This window comes from Mitsuokella sp. oral taxon 131 str. W9106, from assembly GCF_000469545.1.
Taxonomy (GTDB): Bacteria; Bacillota; Negativicutes; order Selenomonadales; family Selenomonadaceae; genus AWVT01.
The window spans coordinates 129,597-148,823 of sequence record NZ_KI273051.1; the positions used below are offsets into that span (position 1 = coordinate 129,597).

General features: G+C 59.8%; 26 protein-coding genes. All 26 read left to right on the plus strand.

Annotated elements, in window-relative coordinates; all coding sequences use genetic code 11:
* Positions 1–93: 93 nt before the first annotated feature.
* Positions 94–1,110, plus strand: a complete 1,017-nt coding sequence (gene trpD, locus HMPREF1985_RS01185; RefSeq protein ID WP_021770588.1) for an anthranilate phosphoribosyltransferase — start codon at positions 94–96, stop codon at positions 1,108–1,110.
* Between the two features lie 151 nt (positions 1,111–1,261).
* On the plus strand, positions 1,262–1,411 hold the full coding sequence (gene rpmG / locus HMPREF1985_RS01190; protein ID WP_021770589.1) for a 50S ribosomal protein L33: 150 nt from the start codon (positions 1,262–1,264) through the stop codon (positions 1,409–1,411).
* Between the two features lie 33 nt (positions 1,412–1,444).
* Positions 1,445–1,624, plus strand: a complete 180-nt coding sequence (gene secE, locus HMPREF1985_RS01195; RefSeq protein WP_021770590.1) for a preprotein translocase subunit SecE — start codon at positions 1,445–1,447, stop codon at positions 1,622–1,624.
* A gap of 15 nt (positions 1,625–1,639) precedes the next feature.
* Positions 1,640–2,191, plus strand: a complete 552-nt coding sequence (nusG, locus tag HMPREF1985_RS01200) for a transcription termination/antitermination protein NusG (RefSeq protein ID WP_021770591.1) — start codon at positions 1,640–1,642, stop codon at positions 2,189–2,191.
* 37 nt (positions 2,192–2,228) lie between these two features.
* Positions 2,229–2,654, plus strand: a complete 426-nt coding sequence (gene rplK / locus HMPREF1985_RS01205) for a 50S ribosomal protein L11 (protein ID WP_021770592.1) — start codon at positions 2,229–2,231, stop codon at positions 2,652–2,654.
* A 68-nt stretch (positions 2,655–2,722) separates the two neighbouring features.
* Positions 2,723–3,403, plus strand: a complete 681-nt coding sequence (gene rplA, locus HMPREF1985_RS01210) for a 50S ribosomal protein L1 (RefSeq protein ID WP_040636745.1) — start codon at positions 2,723–2,725, stop codon at positions 3,401–3,403.
* 193 nt (positions 3,404–3,596) lie between these two features.
* Positions 3,597–4,139, plus strand: a complete 543-nt coding sequence (gene rplJ, locus HMPREF1985_RS01215; RefSeq protein ID WP_369758546.1) for a 50S ribosomal protein L10 — start codon at positions 3,597–3,599, stop codon at positions 4,137–4,139.
* 50 nt (positions 4,140–4,189) lie between these two features.
* On the plus strand, positions 4,190–4,561 hold the full coding sequence (rplL, locus tag HMPREF1985_RS01220; protein ID WP_021770595.1) for a 50S ribosomal protein L7/L12: 372 nt from the start codon (positions 4,190–4,192) through the stop codon (positions 4,559–4,561).
* Between the two features lie 108 nt (positions 4,562–4,669).
* Entirely contained in the window at positions 4,670–6,004 is a 1,335-nt protein-coding gene (locus HMPREF1985_RS01225; protein ID WP_021770596.1) for an NCS2 family permease, read from the plus strand.
* 144 nt (positions 6,005–6,148) lie between these two features.
* Positions 6,149–6,460 (plus strand): 50S ribosomal protein L21, encoded by a 312-nt coding sequence (gene rplU / locus HMPREF1985_RS01230; RefSeq protein WP_021770597.1) that lies wholly within the window; start codon positions 6,149–6,151, stop codon positions 6,458–6,460.
* Between the two features lie 3 nt (positions 6,461–6,463).
* Positions 6,464–6,805, plus strand: a complete 342-nt coding sequence (locus tag HMPREF1985_RS01235; protein WP_021770598.1) for a ribosomal-processing cysteine protease Prp — start codon at positions 6,464–6,466, stop codon at positions 6,803–6,805.
* Positions 6,792–7,082: a 50S ribosomal protein L27 gene (gene rpmA, locus HMPREF1985_RS01240; protein WP_021770599.1), complete on the plus strand. Its 291-nt coding sequence runs from the start codon at positions 6,792–6,794 to the stop codon at positions 7,080–7,082. The genes HMPREF1985_RS01235 and rpmA overlap by 14 nt, the downstream gene beginning before the upstream one ends.
* 181 nt (positions 7,083–7,263) lie before the next feature.
* Complete coding sequence (gene obgE, locus HMPREF1985_RS01245) at positions 7,264–8,544, plus strand: GTPase ObgE (RefSeq protein WP_021770601.1); 1,281 nt, start codon at positions 7,264–7,266, stop codon at positions 8,542–8,544.
* A 28-nt stretch (positions 8,545–8,572) separates the two neighbouring features.
* Positions 8,573–8,875: a YhbY family RNA-binding protein gene (locus tag HMPREF1985_RS01250; protein ID WP_040636661.1), complete on the plus strand. Its 303-nt coding sequence runs from the start codon at positions 8,573–8,575 to the stop codon at positions 8,873–8,875.
* Between the two features lie 47 nt (positions 8,876–8,922).
* Entirely contained in the window at positions 8,923–10,047 is a 1,125-nt protein-coding gene (gene proB, locus HMPREF1985_RS01255; protein WP_021770603.1) for a glutamate 5-kinase, read from the plus strand.
* A gap of 31 nt (positions 10,048–10,078) precedes the next feature.
* Positions 10,079–11,341: a glutamate-5-semialdehyde dehydrogenase gene (locus HMPREF1985_RS01260; protein WP_021770604.1), complete on the plus strand. Its 1,263-nt coding sequence runs from the start codon at positions 10,079–10,081 to the stop codon at positions 11,339–11,341.
* Positions 11,338–11,496, plus strand: coding sequence for a hypothetical protein (locus tag HMPREF1985_RS11400; RefSeq protein WP_021770605.1), 159 nt, complete (start codon positions 11,338–11,340; stop codon positions 11,494–11,496). Before HMPREF1985_RS01260 ends, HMPREF1985_RS11400 begins: the two co-directional genes overlap by 4 nt.
* A gap of 2 nt (positions 11,497–11,498) precedes the next feature.
* The gene (gene nadD / locus HMPREF1985_RS01265; RefSeq protein WP_021770606.1) at positions 11,499–12,125 is read left to right on the plus strand and encodes a nicotinate-nucleotide adenylyltransferase; all 627 of its coding nucleotides are present in this window, start codon (positions 11,499–11,501) and stop codon (positions 12,123–12,125) included.
* Positions 12,115–12,687, plus strand: a complete 573-nt coding sequence (yqeK, locus tag HMPREF1985_RS01270) for a bis(5'-nucleosyl)-tetraphosphatase (symmetrical) YqeK (protein ID WP_021770607.1) — start codon at positions 12,115–12,117, stop codon at positions 12,685–12,687. Before nadD ends, yqeK begins: the two co-directional genes overlap by 11 nt.
* A gap of 1 nt (position 12,688) precedes the next feature.
* Positions 12,689–13,756, plus strand: a complete 1,068-nt coding sequence (locus HMPREF1985_RS01275; RefSeq protein ID WP_021770608.1) for an LCP family protein — start codon at positions 12,689–12,691, stop codon at positions 13,754–13,756.
* A 40-nt stretch (positions 13,757–13,796) separates the two neighbouring features.
* Entirely contained in the window at positions 13,797–14,141 is a 345-nt protein-coding gene (gene rsfS, locus HMPREF1985_RS01280; protein WP_021770609.1) for a ribosome silencing factor, read from the plus strand.
* A 10-nt stretch (positions 14,142–14,151) separates the two neighbouring features.
* On the plus strand, positions 14,152–15,060 hold the full coding sequence (locus tag HMPREF1985_RS01285; RefSeq protein WP_040636747.1) for a CvfB family protein: 909 nt from the start codon (positions 14,152–14,154) through the stop codon (positions 15,058–15,060).
* Positions 15,061–15,195: 135 nt separating this feature from the next.
* Positions 15,196–16,155: a chemotaxis protein gene (locus HMPREF1985_RS01290; RefSeq protein WP_040636663.1), complete on the plus strand. Its 960-nt coding sequence runs from the start codon at positions 15,196–15,198 to the stop codon at positions 16,153–16,155.
* 148 nt (positions 16,156–16,303) lie between these two features.
* Complete coding sequence (locus HMPREF1985_RS01295) at positions 16,304–17,344, plus strand: ABC transporter substrate-binding protein (protein WP_040636665.1); 1,041 nt, start codon at positions 16,304–16,306, stop codon at positions 17,342–17,344.
* A gap of 41 nt (positions 17,345–17,385) precedes the next feature.
* Positions 17,386–18,717, plus strand: a complete 1,332-nt coding sequence (gene rimO / locus HMPREF1985_RS01300) for a 30S ribosomal protein S12 methylthiotransferase RimO (protein WP_040636667.1) — start codon at positions 17,386–17,388, stop codon at positions 18,715–18,717.
* Between the two features lie 12 nt (positions 18,718–18,729).
* Entirely contained in the window at positions 18,730–19,215 is a 486-nt protein-coding gene (locus tag HMPREF1985_RS01305) for a CinA family protein (protein ID WP_040636669.1), read from the plus strand.
* Positions 19,216–19,227: the final 12 nt, after the last annotated feature.

Consider the following 19,227-nt stretch of genomic DNA (forward strand, 5'->3'; position numbering starts at 1 on the left):
GTCCGGAGTTCAAATCTCTGTGCCGCCACCATCGTGACTGCAGCCCCTTTTTAGGGGCTTTTCGTTTACGCGCATTACGAGGGAGGACGCAGTATGATCAAAGAGGCAATCGTCAAGGTCGTAGGAAAGGGAGACCTTTCCTACGAGGAAGCGTACGCGGTCATGAATGAGATCATGAACGGCGAGACGACACAGGTGCAGAACGCGGCGTATCTCGCGGCGCTTTCGGCGAAGAGTGCGAAGGCGGAGACGATCCAAGAGATTGCGGGCTCTGCCAAGGCGATGCGCGACCATGCACGCGCCGTCGCTCACACGATGGACGTTCTCGATATCGTCGGAACGGGCGGCGATCACTCGTGCAGCATCAACATTTCGACGACGGCTTCGATGATTATTGCGGCGGCAGGCGTCAAGGTCGCCAAGCATGGCAATCGTGCGGCATCCTCGAAGTCGGGCGCGGCGGACTGTCTCGAAGCGCTCGGCGTCAATCTCGATCAGCCGCCGGAGAAGGCGGTGCGCGAGCTTGAAGAGATCGGGCTATGCTTCCTCTTCGCACAGAAGTACCACGCGTCGATGAAGCACGTCGGGCAGGTCCGCCGCGAGCTTGGCATCCGCACGGTCTTCAATATACTTGGCCCGCTCACGAATCCCGCGCATCCGACGCGCATGGTGCTCGGCGTCTACGACGAGTACCTTCTCGAACCGCTCGCACAGGTGCTCCTCTCGCTTGGCGTGAAGCGCGGCATGGTCGTCTACGGCAAGGATTGCCTCGACGAGCTCTCGCTTTCCGCGCCGACTGCCGTCTGCGAGTTCAAGGACGGTTGGTTCCGCCGCTACGAGGTCACGCCGGAGGAATACGGCCTTGCGCGCTGCACGAAGAAGGACATCGAGGGCGGCACGCCGGAAGAAAACGCGGCTGTGACGCGCGCGATCCTCTCGGGCGGTACGGGCGCAAAGACGGACATCGTTCTCTTGAACGCAGGCGCGGCGATCTATGTCGGCGGCAAGGCGGAAAGCATTGCGGACGGCATCCGAGCTGCGCGCGACGTGGTCGCTTCCGGCGCGGCGATGAAGAAGCTGGAGGCGTTCAAGGCACTCTCCCATGCGTGATTTTCTCTATGAAATGTTCTATTCGTGTAGGCGGCATGAGCGGCTTGCCAAAACGAAAAATGTTGGTTGACAGGCATGGACGTTTATGCTAGATTGTATAGGTGACATTATGCAATGGATCTAAATTTCGAGCGTAAGGGGTGTTAACGAGATGCGCAACAATATTACGTTGGAGTGCACGGAGTGCCATAGCCGCAACTACCGCACCAACAAGAATAAGAAGAACGATCCGGATCGCCTGGAGTTCAATAAGTACTGCAAGTTCTGCAAGAAGCACACGGTACATAAGGAAACGAAGTGATTCGGGTTCTTTTGGGGCGAATGGAGATGTGAGATGGCGGTGAAGAAGTTTCTCGACGAAGTCGTCGCAGAGATGAAAAAGGTGTCTTGGTCCACGAGACGGGAACTTTTCACCTATACGGGCGTCGTCGGCATCGCAGTCGTTGTCGTCTGTGTCTTGATTTGGATTTGCGATACGATCTTCGCGAGAGTGTTCAACATCATTTTGCGGTAAGCTGGGTGAGGAAAAGTGGCGGACAAAGAAGAACTCGATCTGCATAAGGACAATCCGGGCAGGGCATGGTACGTGATTCATACCTATTCGGGCTATGAGAACAAAGTCAAGGCGAATCTTGAGCGCCTCATCCATACGGCGAATATGGAAGACATGATCTTTGGCGTCGTCGTCCCGATGGAGGATGAGGTCGAGATCAAGGATGGACACGAAAAGGTCGTTCCGCGCAAGGTGTTTCCGGGCTACGTGCTCGTCGACATGGTCGTCGATGAACGCTCGTGGTACGTTGTGCGCAACACGACGGGCGTAACGGGGTTTGTCGGCTCGGAAAAACACCCGATCCCGCTTACGCCTGCCGAAGCGCAGCGCATTTTGCAGGGCGGCATCACGGAAAGAGAGAAGGCGGCGCCCGAAGTCGCGGTCGGCGACGCAGTCCGCATCAAGGCGGGCGTGTTTGAAAACTACGAAGGCACCATCTCCGAAATCGATACGGAGAAAGCGCGTCTCAAGGTCATCGTCGATGGAACGCCCGTGGAGATGGGTTTCCGTGAGGTCGAGAGGATCTGACTTAGGCGATGGATATCCTTATTAGGAGGTGAAATCAATGGCAAAGAAAGTTTCTAAGATCGTGAAGCTTCAGGTCGCGGCTGGCAAGGCGAATCCGGCTCCCCCGGTCGGACCTGCACTCGGCCAGGCCGGCGTCAACATCATGGGCTTCTGCAAGGAATTCAATGAGCGAACGAAGCAGCAGGCTGGGCTGATCATCCCGGTCGTCATTACGGTTTTTGAGGATCGTTCCTTCACGTTCATCACGAAGACCCCGCCGGCAGCGGTCCTTCTGAAGAAGGCCGCCGGCATCGATAAGGCTTCGGGCGAGCCGAACAAGACGAAGGTCGCAAAGCTCCCTCGCGCAAAGGCACAGGAAATCGCACAGAGCAAGATGGCCGACCTCAATGCTGCCGATATCGAAGCCGCTACCCGCATGATCGAGGGCACGGCACGCAGCATGGGCATCGAGATCGTCGATTGATTCGATGATGCTGCCCTTCCTCCGGTGGGAGGCAATACCGTTTGAACCACGAAAAGGAGAACATGGAAATGTCTAAGACTGGCAAGAAATATCAGGAAGCTGCCAAGCTCGTCGAAGCGGGCAAGCTCTATACGCCTGCTGAGGCAATGGATCTCGTCAAGAAGACGGCGACGAAGAAATTCGATGAAACGATCGAGCTTCACGTCCGGCTCGGCGTCGATCCGAAGTACGCGGACCAGCAGGTTCGCGGTGCGATGGTCCTGCCGCATGGCACGGGCAAGTCGAAGCGCGTCCTCGTCTTTGCAAAAGGCGAGAAGGTCAAGGAGGCGGAAGCTGCAGGTGCAGACTTCGTCGGCTCCGATGAAATCGTCCAGAAGATCCAGGGCGGCTGGCTCGACTTTGATGTCGCAGTCGCTACGCCGGACATGATGGGGACGGTCGGCCGTCTCGGCAAGGTCCTCGGACCCCGCGGCCTCATGCCGAACCCGAAGCTGGGGACAGTCACGATGGATCTCACGAAGGCGATCTCCGAGATTAAAGCAGGTAAAGTCGAATACCGCACGGACAAGGCGGGCAATGTGCACTGCCCGATTGGCAAGGCGTCGTTCGATGCTGAGAAGCTTCAGCAGAACTTCCAAGCCCTGATTGATACATTGAACCGCGTCAAGCCGTCGGCGGCAAAAGGTCAGTACATGCGCTCCATCACGGTCAGCGCAACGATGGGACCGGGCGTGCCGATCCAGATCTAAGAAGCGCGTTCAAGGGAGGAGCGATCCTCTATCATCATACGAAGGCTGCAGACAGCAGGTTTGAGTCACTCATCTAACGGTACGTCGTACCGCCTGCCGAGGCCGGAGCCACGACTTTGAAATTGTGATCTCCGGCGTACAGCCGGAGGTTTTCTTATTTGCTTTGAAATTTACAGCGATGGGAGGTGTAAGAATGAGCAAGATCAGTCCAGAAAAGAAGGCCGTTGTCGCGGAGCTCACCGAACAGCTCAAGTCCGCGAAGGGCGTTGTCCTCACGAGCTACAAGGGCCTTACGGTTGCACAGGACACGGAACTGCGCCGCGAGCTCCGCGCTGCCGGCGTTTCGTACCACGTCGTCAAGAATACGATGATGCACCTCGCAGCGGATGCAGCGGGCATGAACGAGATCGACGAGCACCTTGCGGGCACGACGGCGTTCGCATTCTCGGCAGAGGATGCGGTCGCTCCCGCGAAGGTCATCTGCGGCTTCATCAAGAAGAACAAGCTCGATGAGTCGGAGCTCCTGACCGTCAAGGTCGGTGCCATCGAAGGGCAGGTCGTGGGCGTCAAGGAAGTCAAGGCGCTCGCCGAACTTCCGTCCCGCGAGGAACTCATCGCCAAGATGCTTGGCAGCATGAATGCGCCGATTTCCAACACGGTTGGTGTCCTGCAGGGCGTTATCCGCAAGGCCGTCTATGTGCTTGAGGCAATCCGCGAGCAGAAGGCGTCCGCATAAGCGAATCGCATAAGAAGAAAATCGAATTCAAATTATTGGAGGAAAAGACAATGACGAAAGAAGAAATCATGGAAGCCATTGAAGGCATGACTGTCCTCGAGCTGTCCGAGCTCGTCAAGGCTATGGAGGAGAAGTTCGGCGTCAGCGCTGCTGCTCCGGTCGCGGTTGCTGCTGCAGGCGGCGCTGCTGCTGCTGCAGGCGGCGAAGAGAAGACCGAGTTCACGGTCGTTCTCACGGCTGTTGGCGATAAGAAAATCAACGTCATCAAGGCTGTCCGTGAGGCTACGGGCCTTGGGCTTAAGGAAGCAAAGGCACTCGTTGACGGCGCTCCGGCTCCGATCAAGGAGAATGCCCCCAAGGCTGACGCTGAGGCACTCAAGGCGAAGCTCGAAGAGGCTGGCGCTAAGGTTGAGCTGAAGTAAGGCTCGCTTCACAAAAAAAGAACTGTCTCCGAAGGAGACAGTTCTTTTTGTTTTGACCGTGCCTTGGAAATCACTTCACGGCACATTGGATTCAAGGAGGGATCTTTTATGCAGGCACAGACGGAAGAGCATGGCGTCCTCAGCCGATTATTCAAGCTGCGCGAAAAAAACACGACGGTCCGCACGGAGGTCATCGCAGGCTTCACAACCTTTATCGCACTCGCCTACATCATGTTCGTCAACCCGAATATCCTGGCGGATGCGGGCATTCCGAAGGAAGCGGCGATCGCCTCGACGATCTGGATCGCAGCGCTTTCGACGATGGTCATGGGCGTGTTCGCGAACTATCCGGTCGCCATGGCGCCGGGCATGGGGCTCAATGCGTTCTTCGCTTACTACGTCTGCGGCGTCCTCGGACTTCACTGGACGGTCGCGCTCGGCGCCGTGTTCTTCTCCGGCATTTTCTTTCTCATCCTGACGATCAGCCATATCCGCCAAGCGATCATCGGCGCCGTGCCGACGAACCTGCGCCGTGCGATCGGCGTCGGCATCGGCCTTTTTATCGCATTCGTCGGGCTCAAGGGAACGGGGCTGATCATCAGCGATCCGGCGACCTTCATCACGCTCGGCCATGTGACGCAGCCGACGACGGCACTCGCGCTCTTCGGGCTCGTCTTCACGGCGGGGCTCATGGCGCGCGGCGTGCAGGGCGCCATCCTGCTCGGCATCATCGTGACGACGATCCTCTCGATGGCGTTCGGCATATCGGCAGCGCCGCACGGCGTCGCGGACATCATCAGCACATCGCTGCCGCATATGGGCGAGACGTTTGCGAAGCTTGATATCGCTGGCGCATGGGACTACGGCATCTTCTCGATCATCTTCACGTTCACCGTCGTCGAGCTCTTCGATAATATGGGCACGCTTATCGGTCTCACGTCGAAAGCGAAGATGGTGAAATCAAACGGCGAGATCGAAAATCTCGACCGTGCACTCACGACGGATGCGTGCGGCACGATCATAAGCTCCGTCTTCGGCACATCGACGGTCACGAGCTACATCGAGAGCGCCGCGGGCATCGCAGCGGGCGGCAAGACGGGGCTCACGGCCGTGACAGTCGCGATCCTCTTTATCGTCTCCCTGCTCTTTGCTCCGCTCATCGGCCTCGTGCCGGGCTTTGCTACGGCGCCCTCGCTCGTGCTCGTCGGCGCGCTCATGATGAGCGAGGTCGGCAAGATCGAGTTCCAGGATTTCACGGACGGACTGCCCGCCTTCCTCACGATCATCATGATGCCGCTCACGTCGAGCATCGCGAACGGCTTCGCGTTCGGCTTCATCAGCTACTCCATCGTCAAGACGCTCGGCGGCAAGGCGAGGGAAGTCAGCCTCATCATGTGGCTCGTGAGCATCGCTTTCATCATCAATCTCTTCCTGCGTTCTTGACAAAGGCAGGACGCTATGATACGATAGGTATCCGTAGGCGCACGTATTGCGCCTTTCCCCAACCGCACGGCGAGGCGGCGCGAGCCATAAGGCGGCGAAAGCCGCGCCGAAGCCGGCGAGTACGAATCCAGGGAGGTGTAATGAATGTACGCAATTATCAAGACGGGCGGCAAGCAGTACAAGGTCGCTGAGGGTGATGTCATCCGCGTCGAGAAGCTCGCAGCAAGCGAGGGTGAGCAGGTCGTCTTTGACGAGGTCCTGACGGTCGTTGACGGCGAAGCGGTCAAGGTCGGAAAACCGAGCGTCGCAGGCGCAAAAGTCACGGCGAAAGTCGAGGAACAGGGCAAGGCGAAGAAGATCCGCATCTTCAAGTACAAGGCGAAGTCGAACTACCGCAAACGACAGGGGCATCGCCAGCCGTTCACGAAGGTTGTCATTGAAAAGATCGAAGCCTGATCCATGATACGGGTCACGGTGACGAGAGAGGCAGACGGAAAGGTATCGGGCTACCAGGTCGAGGGCCACAGTGGCACGGCGGCGCATGGAGAGGATATCGTCTGCGCGGGCGTTTCGGCACTCGCGCAGACCGCCCTTTTAGGAATCGGCGAGTACCTGCATCGCGAGGTTTCATACAAAGTCGCGAGCGGAAAGCTCATGATGTGCCTGAAGGACGCACCCGATACAGAGACAGAAGCCGTTTTGCAGACGATGCTGCTGGGAATCCGTGCGATCGAGAGGATCCATCCCGAAGCCGTCTGCGTAAAGGAAAAAAGCGGAGGTGAGATACATGTTCCAGTTTGATTTGCAGCTTTTTGCACATAAGAAGGGCGTCAGCTCCACGCGAAACGGTCGTGACAGCGAGGCGAAGCGCCTCGGGGTCAAGGAGCATGCCGGCACGGTCGTGACGGCAGGCAGCATCCTCGTCCGCCAGCGCGGCACGCACTTTCATCCAGGGCACAACGTTGGCATCGGCAAGGACGACACGCTTTTTGCGAAGGTGGCAGGCAAGGTCGCGTTTGAGCGCAAGGGTCGCTACCGTCGTCAGATCAGTGTTTACACGGCAGAAGAGGCTATGTAATGCATAAAATGCCTGCGCTCCTTCCTTTTGGAGTGCAGGTTTTTCTTCTATCTAGAAGAAATATAGGGAAAACAGCGTTAGGCTGCGTTGTTGCTACGGAAGGACCGGCGCGGCGGCGTCGGTTTTTGTCGTATGGGCCAGTACGGCGTCCGTTGGCACCAAAAGCTCGAAAGGAGCCACTATGCAATTCATCGACAGGACGCGCGTCATCGTCAAAGCGGGCGACGGCGGGCATGGCAAGTCCGCATTCCGCCGTGAGAAGTTCGTGCCGAAGGGCGGCCCTGCGGGCGGTGACGGCGGGCGTGGCGGCGATGTCGTATGCATCGTCGATTCGAATCGGAACACGCTCTTGGACTTCCGCTACCATCGCAAGTTTCAGGCGAAAAATGGTGGGAACGGCGATATCAAGAACCAGTACGGAAAGAACGCCGAGACATGCTTCATCAAAGTGCCGCCCGGAACGATAATAAAGGATGAGAAGACGGGCGAGCAAATCGCCGATCTCACGGAGATCGGGCAGATGGCTGTCGTCGCGAAAGGCGGGCGAGGCGGGCGCGGCAACGCGAAGTTTGCGAATGCGGCGAACCGCGCGCCGACGTTCGCCGAATTCGGCGAGCCGGGCGAGGCAAGAAACCTCATCCTGGAGCTGAAGCTCCTGGCGGACGTCGGCCTCGTCGGCTATCCGAGTGTCGGAAAATCGAGTCTTGTCGCGAGCTGCAGCGCCGCACGCCCCGAGATCGCTGATTATCCCTTCACGACGATCACGCCCGTGCTCGGCGTCGTCAGGACGGACTACGAGAAGAGCTTCGTCATGGCGGATATCCCCGGCCTCATCGAGGGCGCGGCGGACGGCGTCGGGCTTGGGCATGATTTCCTGCGCCACGTCGAGCGCACGAAGCTCATCCTCCATATCGTCGACGCGGCTGGCATCGAAGGGCGTGATCCCGTCGAGGATTACGCGAAGATCAACGTCGAGCTGAAGAAGTACAGCGAGAAGATCGCACGGCGCACGCAGGTTCTCGTCGCGAACAAGATCGACCTGCCCGAGGCGCAGGAAAACCTGCCGCGCCTGAAGGAACTCGCTGCGCGGGAGGGACTGAAGTTCTTCCCGATTTCCGCCGCGACGCGCGAGGGCATCAAGGAGCTCATCGCCTACGTCGGCGAATGGCTGGAGGACTATGTCGAGGAGCCGGAGACAGAAATGGGCGAAAAGGGATACGAGCCGATGGAGGAGGATCCCGATCACGTGACGATCTCGCGAAACGATGCAGGCGACTTCATCGTGAGCGGAAAGGCACTCGAAAAACTCGTCCGAATGACGAACTTCAGCAACGACGAAGCCGTGCGCCGCTTCCAGTACATTTGGCGCATCAAGGGAATCGATGCCAAGCTTATCGAACGCGGCATCAAGGAAGGACAGACCGTCCGTATCGGCGCGATGGAGTTCGAGTACCGCGAATAACCGACGATTCCGAATAGGAGGAACCAATTTGATACGAAATTCACTCACGGGCAAACAGAAGCGTTTCCTGCGCTCGCTCGGCATGACGACGGAGCCGTCCCTGCAGATCGGCAAGGATGGCGTGATGCCGACCGTCGTGCAGGCAGCCGTCGAGCAGCTCCAAAAGCGCGAGCTCATCAAGGTGCGCGTATTGCAGAACTGCATGATGCCGCCGAAGGATGCGATCACGATGCTCGCCGAGCGTGCGGATGTGAACCTCGTCCAGATCATCGGGCGCAACGGACTCCTCTTTCGCCGCAATTTCGACAAGCCGAAGATCGAGCTGCCGTAGGGTGGGCGGGAAAGGTGAAATGCAGGGCATAGGCGAAGGAGCAAGGCATGAAGGCAAGAGAGCGCCTGAAAGAGGCAAACCGTATCGTCGTCAAAGTTGGCACGAGCACGCTCACGCACGGCGCGGGCGGGCTCAACCTGCGCCGGATCGACTTGCTCGTGCGCGAGCTCGCCGATCTCATGAACGCGGGCAAGGAACTCGTGCTCGTCTCGTCGGGCGCGATTGCGGCGGGGATGGGCAGGCTCGGACTCAAGGAAAAGCCTGCGGCGATTCCAAAGAAGCAGGCGATCGCTGCGATCGGCCAAGGCGTCCTCATGCATATCTACGAGAAATTCTTTGCAGAGTACGGCGTGACGATGGGACAGATCCTGCTCACGAAAGAGAATGCGGCGCAGCATAATCAGTACAGCCATTCGCGCAACGCGCTCCTCTCGCTCCTCTCGATGGGCGCGATCCCCGTCATCAACGAGAACGATGCCGTATCGGTCGACGAGATCAAGATCGGCGACAACGACAATCTCTCCGCCATCATCGCGACGCTCGTCGACGCCGATGCGCTCCTCATCCTGTCGGACATCGAGGGCCTCTACACGGCGAATCCCGCAACGCATGCGGAGGCGGAGCTCATCCACGAGATCGACCAGCTCACGCCGGAAATCGAGAAGCTTGCAGACGGAGCGGGCTCGGAGCGCGGCACGGGCGGCATGGTCACGAAGCTTGAGGCGGCGCGTGTCGCGATGCGTGCGGGCGTCACGATGGTCATTGCCTCAGGGCGCGAGGAGGGAGTCATTCGCCGCGTGCTCGCAGGGGAGACGGTCGGCACGATATTCCCGGCACGGGAAGCGCATCTGCGCGTCCGCAAGAGCTGGATTGCATTCGGCAAGCGGCTCGCGGGCGAGATCACCGTCGATGCAGGCTGTGCCGAAGCGCTTGCAGGCGGGGCGAGCGTGCTCGCGGCAGGCATTAGCGCCGTCGCGGGCGACTTCGCGGCAGGCTCGGCACTTCGCGTTCTCGATGCGAAGGGACGCGAGATCGCGCGCGGCATCACGAACTACGGCGCATCGGATCTCACGCGTCTCATCGGGCATCGGACAGAGGAGTTCGATGCGCTCGTCGAAGGCGCGCACCGTGCGGAAATCATCCATCGCGACAATCTCGTGCGCATGGTATAATGAATCAAACACGAAAAGAGGGGAGGCAGAAATGGGATCAGAAGTTCAGGCGCGCGTCCGTGCGCAGGCAGAAGCGGCAAAATGTGCTTCGCGCGCGCTCGCATGCCTTTCGAGCGCGGCAAAGGACGCAGCGCTCCGCGCGATGGCGGATGCGCTCACCGCGCATACGGAAGTGATCCGAAAGGCGAATGCATCGGATCTCAAGGCGGCGCGCGCAGCGGGCGCTCGCCCCGCATATCTCGACCGGCTCGCGCTCGACGCGACGCGCATCGAGTCGATGGCGGAGGGGCTTCGCGAGGCGTCGCGCCTTCCCGATCCCGTCGCGGGCGGCGATTATGAGACCGTGCGCCCCAACGGGCTTGAGATCCGGCGCGTGCGCGTGCCGCTCGGCGTCGTCGCGATCATCTATGAGGCGCGCCCCAATGTGACGTCCGATGCCGCAGGGCTTTGCCTCAAGTCGGGGAACGCCGTCATTCTGCGCGGCGGCTCGGACGCGCTCGGCTCGAACCGTGTGATCGCCTCTGTCCTGGCGCATGCGGCGTACGCTGCCGGTGTGCCTGAAGGCGCAATCCAGCTCATCGAGACGCGCGACCGCGCTGCCGTCGACGCGATGCTCGGTCTGCGCGGCATGATCGACGTCGTCATTCCGCGCGGCGGCGCAGGGCTCATCGCGCATATCGTCGCGCATAGCCGCGTGCCCGTCATCGAGACGGGCACGGGCGTCTGCCATACATTCGTCGACGAGACGGCAGACGAAGGTATGGCGACGGCGATCGCCGTCAATGCAAAGGCGAGCCGCTGCAGCGTCTGCAATGCGATGGAGACGCTGCTCGTGCACGCAAATATCGCAGCATCCTTCTTGCCAAAGGTGACGGCGGAGATGGAGCGCGCGGGCGTCACGCTGCGCGGCTGCGAACGCGCGCGCGCGATCTGTCCCTCGATGGAGGCGGCAACGGAGGAGGACTGGGCGACAGAGTACGGCGACCTCATCCTTTCCGTGCGCGTGGTCGATACGATGGATGATGCGATTGCGCATATCCATCGCTATGGCACGGGACATTCCGAGGCGATCGTGACGCGCGACCTCGAACGTGCGCATCGTTTTCAGCGCGAGGTCGATGCGGCGGCAGTCTACGTCAACGCTTCGACGCGCTTCACGGACGGACACGAATTCGGCTTCGGTGCGGAGATCGGCATCAGCACGCAGAAACTTCACGCACGCGGCCCGATGGGACTCGCGGCACTCACGAGCACGAAGTACCTGATTTACGGCGAAGGGCAGATTCGCGCATGAAGCGGCGAATGCTCTTCGGCTACGTTCGGACGATCCGGCAGTACCTCGCGTCGCCAAAGGGCGGCCGCGATGTGCGCGACTGGGCGCGGGCGGCATTTTTCGCGGCGCTCACGGCGGCAGCCGCGATATGGATCTTGCATGAGATGGGAGTGTAGGCATGACGGCAGGGCGAATCGGCATTATGGGCGGCACGTTTGACCCCATCCACATCGCACACCTTGCGATCGCGGAGGAAGCGCGCGTGGCGTTCGCGCTCTCGCGCGTGCTGTTCATCCCCGCAGCGAATCCGCCGCACAAACAGGGACGATCGATCACGGATGCGCGGCACCGCTTTATGATGGTTCAGCTCGCGACGGCGGCGAACCCGCATTTCTTCGTCTCGGCTGTGGAGATGGAACGCAAGGGACCATCGTACTCGCTGCTCACGGTGCAGGAGCTTCACGAAATGTACGGAAGGGAACAGGAACTCTACTTCATCACGGGCATGGACTCCATCAACGAGCTTCATACGTGGTACCATCCGAAGGAACTCCTCGCCGCGTGCCACTTCGTCGGCACGACGCGCCCCGGCGAGCCACCGGATCACGCGGCGCTCATACGCGACTTCGGCGTGCTCGCCGAGACTCGGATCCACTGCCTTGACGTTCCTGCCTTTGCCCTTTCCTCGACCGACCTGCGCGCGCGCGTGCGCGAGGGCAAGCCGATACGCTATCTCGTCCCGGAAGCCGTCGATGCTTACATACGAAAGGAAGGGCTGTACCGTGCGCACAAAGATGACGTATGACGAAATGAAAGAAGCGCTTAAAAAGCGGCTGAAGCCGAAGCGCTTCACGCACTCGCTCGGCGTTGCCGAGACGGCAGTCTTTCTCGCACGTAGGTTCGGCGTCGACGAGGAGAAGGCGCGCATCGCGGGACTCCTCCACGATTGCGGGCGCGAGTATGAGGACAGCGCGCTCATCCATGAAGCGGAGCGGCGGGGCATCCCCGTCTCGGACGTCGAACGGGCGATGCCGATCCTCCTGCACGCCTACATCGGCGCACGGCGCGTGCGCGAAGTGTACGGCATCAAGGATGCGGCGATCGAGCAGGCGATTTGGCGCCACAGCGTCGGCGCAGAAGATATGACGGATCTAGACAAGGTGATTTGGTTCGCCGATATGATCGAGCCGGGACGAGCTTACCCCGAGGTCGAGAGGCTGCGCCGCCTCTCGCGCGAGGCGAGCCTCGATGCGATGGTGCTCGAAGGGCTCACGCAGACGATCCTCTTCGTCGTGCGCGAAGGACATCTCATCCATCCGGTGACGGTAGCGGCACGCAACGCGCTCCTTTTGAAAGGAAGCACGTGATATGTCGGAATGGGATGAAGGCTGGGACGAAGCGCCGCGCGCGCATGTCAATACAACGAAACAAAACATTCTAAGGAAAAAGCGCATCATCGCAAGGCGAAGGCGCAGGCGGTTTTTCGGCTGCCTCTTTCTGCTCGTGCTCGCTGCGGCGCTCATGGCGGGGCTGCTCTTCGTCGGCTATGCGGCCTATAGCTGGGGCACGGAACTGTACCATGACTGCCAAACGATGTACGCCGCTTACACAGAGCGGCAAAAGGCGCGGCGCGGCGAGATCAGCCCCGCGTTCGACGGCTATACGAACGTGCTCGTCCTCGGGCTTGATGCGGGGGCGTCGGAGGAAGGGGAGCCAACGGGAACGCATGCCGACACGGTGCTTTTCCTCAGCATGGAGAATGCGACGGGCAGGGTCCGCTTCATCACGATCCCGCGCAATACGTGGGTGACGTACCCGACGGAGCAGGGCGGACACGGCAAGATCCGCGATCTCTACGCCCTGGGCGGTGCGCCGCTCGTCGTGCGGAGCGTCCGCACCCTGCTCGGCGGCGTTTCCATTCACCAGTACGTCACGGTCGATATGCAGACGTTTGCCGACCTCATCGACGCCTTGGGCGGCATCGACCTCTACGTCGAGAGCGACATGAACTACGACGATCCGGAGGACGGCACGGCGATCCATCTGGAGCAGGGATACCAGCATCTTTCAGGCGAGCAGGCGCAGCAGTATCTCCGTTACCGCAGCCCCGAGCTCGGGGAAGTCGGCCGCGTGCAGCGCCAGCAGAAATTCGTTCGCGCGCTCTACCGCAGGCTCCTGCAGGTGCGCACCATTCCGAAGCTGCCTGCGATCGCCGAGATCCTGCGCGACCGCGTCGATACGAGTGCGGAGATATTCGACTCGGCACATCTCGCGCACGTTGTGCGCGCGCTCGCGGCGGATGAGCCGCAGAGCCTCATGCTGCCCGGTTCGCCTGCGCATGGCGATGCGAGCATTTGGATGCCGGACGACAGCGGGATTGAGAAAAAAATGGATGAACTTTTCGTACTCGATGCGAGTGCGCTAGGGACAGAATGAAGCTGCTGCACACAAGCTATGGATTTCAGGAGGATTTTTCATGACAGAACAGGAAATGGCGCAGGCGATCTGCGCGGCGGCGAGCGCGAAGAAGGCGCGTGACATCGTGCAGATGGACATGCACGGCGTCATGAGCTCGACGGACTACTTCGTCGTCTGCTCGGCGAATACGGCGACGCAGGTACGCGCCATCGCCGACAACATCGAGGAGGAACTCGCGAAGAAGGGCAAGGCATTCCTTCGCAGGGAGGGCTACCGCGAAGGCGAGTGGGTCCTCATGGACTACGGCGACGTCATCGCGCACGTCTTCATGCAGGATGCGCGTGAATACTACGCACTCGAAAATCTTTGGGGGGATGCGGCGCTCACGCCGTATGAGGATTGACAATATGAATATGTACGATGGGAAAGAGCGCACAAGAGAGCGCGTGCTGCGCAGGCACAAGTACGGGCCGAGCACCGTCGCATGCCTGCGCGTTGTCCGCCTTGGCGAGATGGGGGCGTTCCTCGATGCAGAGACCGGAAATACAAGCGACGATATCCTGCTGCACCATGCGCAGCAGACGCATCCCGTCGCGGTGGGCGACATGGTCGAAGTATTCCTCTACCTCGATCCGAAGCATCGCCTGACGGCGAGCATGCACACGCCGAAGATGAAGGAAGGGCAGATCGCGCGGCTTCCGGTCATCAACGTCGCGAAAGACGGCGCGTTCCTCGACGTCGGCGCGGAGCGCGGCATCTTCATGCCGTATGCGGGCATGCGCGGCAGGCCCCAGGTCGGCGAAGTCGTTTGGGCGAAGCTCTACACCGACAAGTCGGGACGCCTCGCCGTGACGATGGAGGTCGAAGACGAGATGCGCCGCGCCTCGAAGAGGGCGGAGGGCGTCAAGGTAGGCGATCGTCTCACGGGCGCGATCTACAACTATACGGACAAAGGCGCATTCCTCTTTTCCGAAGAACGCTACATCGTCTTCATCGCGAATAAGGAGATGGCGGATCGGCCGCGCATCGGCGCGGTGGTAACCGTGCGCGTGACGTATGTCCGCAGGGACGGCAGGCTCAATGCCTCGCTCCGCGCGGCAAAGGAAGTGGCACGCATCACCGACGCGGAGCGCATCCTCGCCTTCCTGCACGAGCGAGAGGGCAAGATGCCCTACAGCGACGCGACGACGCCCGAAGTCGTCCGCGACAAGTTCCAAATCAGCAAGGCGGCGTTCAAGCGCGCACTCGGGCATCTCATCAAGGAAGGGCGCATCGAGGAGCGCGAGGGTTGGACGTATTTGAAAGAAGTGAAAACACAATAATTTTCTCATGGAAATAGAAGGAGTTTTCCCTGCAAAAGCGAATTAAAAAAATAAGATGTATTGTTTCACCGGGCATGAAATGAATCAAGGAGCCGCAAAGGCGGCCGCCGATCAATCATCATGGGGGCGAATGGAATGGCAGAAAAAAAAGCAGAATCCAAGAACGAGCAGAAAGGTATTCTGCTGGAAACAGGCACAAATGAATTCGAGATTGTAGAGTTTAACATCGGCAATGTAAACTACGGCATCAACGTCGCAAAAGTCCGTGAGGTCATCACGCGCGTGCCCGTAACGGCAATGCCGCAGGCGCATCCGTACATCGATGGGCTCTTCACGCTTCGCGGCAAAGCGATACCGCTCGTCAATCTCCCGCGCTGCCTGAACGCGCAGACGGCGGGCACGCCGCGCAACATCATCGTGACGGAGATCAACAACTACAACATCGGTTTCCTCGTCGAGACGGTTTCGCGCATTCACCGCATTTCGTGGAAGGAGATGGAGCCGGCGCCGGAGGTCGGCGATCAGTCGCGCGTCGTCGGCATCATCAAGATGAAGGACCGCATCGTCCTGCTGCTGGATTTTGAGACGATCATCGCGGAGATCAATCCGGAGATCAATCAGAAGCTCAGCACGGTGGATGATGCGACGGAGGACGTCAAGGACAAACGGGGCCGCGCGCACGTCGTCGTCGCCGAGGACTCGCCGCTCCTGCGCGAGCTTCTCGTCTCGACACTCCACGATTCAGGCTATCGTTTCATACGTGACTTCGGCAACGGGCAGGACGCTTGGGAGTATCTTTGCGAACTTGCGAAGAAGAATGGCCCGATCGAGAACCAGGTCGGCGTCATCGTTTCCGATGTCGAGATGCCGAAGATGGACGGGCATCGCCTGCTGAAGCTCGTACGCGAAGACGAGCGCCTGAAGGAAGTGCCTCTCGTACTCTTCTCATCGCTCATCAACCCAGAAATGCGCCGCAAGGGCAAGGAACTCGGCGCTTCGGGGCAGATCGCAAAGCCGGAGATCAACCAGCTTATCGAGCTTCTCGACCATCTCGTCTTTGGCACGGAGCTTAAGCACGCCCAGCTCACGGAATAAGCGGATTCTTGGACCAGGAAAAGCAAGGGAGCAAGCTGCACGATATGCGCAGCTTGCTTTTTACTGTAAAATGGCAGGATATTCCTTGTTGAAATGCGCGATGTCCGCTATAATGAGGAAAATGGGTCAATCGAAAGAGGGTCCAAGCATGAAACGATATACGCCACTCTTATTGACGGCGTTCATACTTTTTCTCCTCGTGCTTGCAGGTGCGGCGTATCTTGCCGGTGCAGGCGGAAAGGGCGAAAAGCAGGCAAGGCAGGAAATCACGGCGCTCACGACACTGCCACCGGAAACCGCATCGATCCTGTCAGCGGATTACGAGCGCGCGACTGGCGTGCGGGTCCATTTCGTGCCCGTCTCAAAAGACGACGTGCTCTCCCGCATGAAGGAACAGGCAGAGAATGCGGGGGAGGGCGTCGCTGCGCTCGTGCTCACGGACAGCGAGACGCTCACGCAGGCGGCGTCGAAAGGATACCTCGTGCCGTATCTCTCCGAGACGAACGATATGATCGCCGACGATCTGCGCCAGCATGACGGGTATTGGACGGGCGTTTGGTACGACCCCATCGTATTCTGCGTGAGCCGTGACTATCTCAAGACGCAGCGCAGCATCCCCGACTCGTGGCAGACGCTCGCGAAGTCGGACGCGCGCGTCGGCATCACGGACTTCATGGCGGCGGATGCTTCGGCCAATCTGCTCTATTCGATGATCGCGCAGTACGGCGATGCGGTGACGTTCGATATATGCCGCGCGATTCATCCGCGCGTCGTCCAGTACGCAAGGTATCTCGCGAACCCTGTCCGTCAGGCTGGCATGGGGGAGGTCGACATCGCGATCGCCGTCGAGAGCGAGACCCTTCGCTACATTCACGACGGCTATCCGCTTCGCGTCATCTATCCGGCAGATGGCACGGCGGCGATCGTGACGGGGACGGGGCTGCTTCTGAACGCGCCGCCAAACGAGGCGGCTGATGCGAAGGCGTTTGCCGACTGGCTGCTCACGGATGAAGCGCAGCTTGCGCTGCAGAGCAAGGGCTGCTTCTTCATCCCGACGAATCCCGCGACACTTGCGAGCAAGTCGTTTGCGGGCAAGAATCTAGTCCTCTTCACCGCACCTCAAATGTTTACGAAGGAGCAGAAGAAGGCCCTGCTCGACCGCTGGGCGCGCGAAGTGCGGTTCCGCTAAGCGGAGCGGAAATCTATGTGTCTGCTTTTGGGAGGAATATTGTGAAAGCTGGCTTTATCAGTCTAGGCTGCTCGAAGAATCTCGTCGATACGGAAGTCATGCTCGGCATCTTGCAGCAGCATGGCATCGAACTCACGCCGAATCCGGCGGAGGCGGACATCCTCATCGTCAATACCTGCGCCTTTATTCAGTCGGCAAAGGAAGAGTCGATCACGACGGTCCTCAATATGGCGGACTACAAGGAGACGGGCCGCTGCCGCAGCCTCATCGTCGCGGGCTGCCTCGGACAGCGCTACAAGCAGGAACTCCTCGATGAGATCCCGGAGGCCGATGCGATCATCGGCACGGGCGCATGGCCGCGCATCATGGAGGCCGTCGAGGAGACACTCAAAGGGCGCCGCATCGTCATCGCAGGCGAGGATGAGGCGCTCTATGACGAGAAAACGCCGCGCATCACGACGACGCCCGACTACACGGCGTACGTCAAGATCGCCGAGGGCTGCAACAACCGTTGCGCGTTCTGCGCGATCCCGCTCATCCGCGGCAAGTACCGCAGCCGCAGGATTGAGGACATCGCAGCGGAGGTGCGCCGCCTCGCCGCGCGCGGCGCAAAGGAGATCGTTCTCATCGCGCAGGATTCGACGGACTACGGACGGGATCTCTACGGTGAGCCCATGCTTGCAAAGCTCCTGCGCGAGCTTTGCAGGATCGAGGGAGTCGAGTGGATCCGCACCCTCTACAGCTACCCAAAGTTCTTTACCGATGAACTCATTGAGACGATCGCGCGCGAGCCGAAGCTTTGCAAGTACGTAGACCTGCCGCTGCAGCACGCGCACGACGCCGTGCTGCGCCGCATGCGCCGTCCCGATACGCAGGAGGAGATGCGCGTGCTCATCCAAAAACTTCGCGAGCGCATCCCGGGCGTCACGATCCGCTCGACGTTCATCGTCGGATTCCCCGGCGAGACGGATGCGCAGTATCAAGCACTCCGCAACTTCCTCGAATCGGTGCGCTTTGACAAGGTCGGCGTATTCACCTACTCCCAGGAAGAGGGAACGAGTGCGGCAGAGATGCCGGATCAGGTCAGCGAGGAGGTCATGCAGGAGCGCTATCACGACCTCATGAGCCTCCAGTCGAAGATATCGGAGGAAGTCAATCAGAGCCTTGAGGGCGAAGAGCTCGACGTGCTTATCGAAGGGCGCGACGCGGAGCAGCCCAATATCGCGATCGGGCGATCCTGCCGCGAAGCACCCGAAGTCGATGGACAGGTCTACGTTGAAGGCGATACGGAGGCGAAAGTTGGCGACATCATTCGCGTACGCGTGCTGCAGGGCTTTGCCTACGACATCGTCGGCGAGCGTGTGACGGACTGAGTGGAGGCGAACATGAACGAAAAAAAAACACTCGAAATGCGTGTGGGAGAGCTTCTCACCGCGCGCGGACTCACCATTGCCTGTGCGGAGTCCTGCACGGGCGGACTGCTTACGAGCCGCCTCACGGACGTAGCGGGAAGCTCCGCCTACGTCATGGGCTCGGTTGTCTCCTATACGAACGCGATCAAAGAGCGCCTCGTCGGCGTGCGGCATGAGACGCTCGCCGCACATGGAGCGGTATCGGAAGAGACGGCGCGCGAGATGGCGGAGGGGATACGCCGTGCCATCCGTACCGATATCGGCGTCGGCATCACGGGCATCGCGGGACCGGGAGGCGGCACGGTGGAAAAGCCAGTCGGACTCGTTTTCATAGCCATTTCAGGTGTGGCAGGTATAATTGCGCACAAGAAATACTTCACGGGCACGCGCGTGGAAAACAAGCGATCGAGTACAGAGTCGGCGCTTTCTATAATCGTGGAGTATTTAGAAAAATATTAAAATTCGATCTAT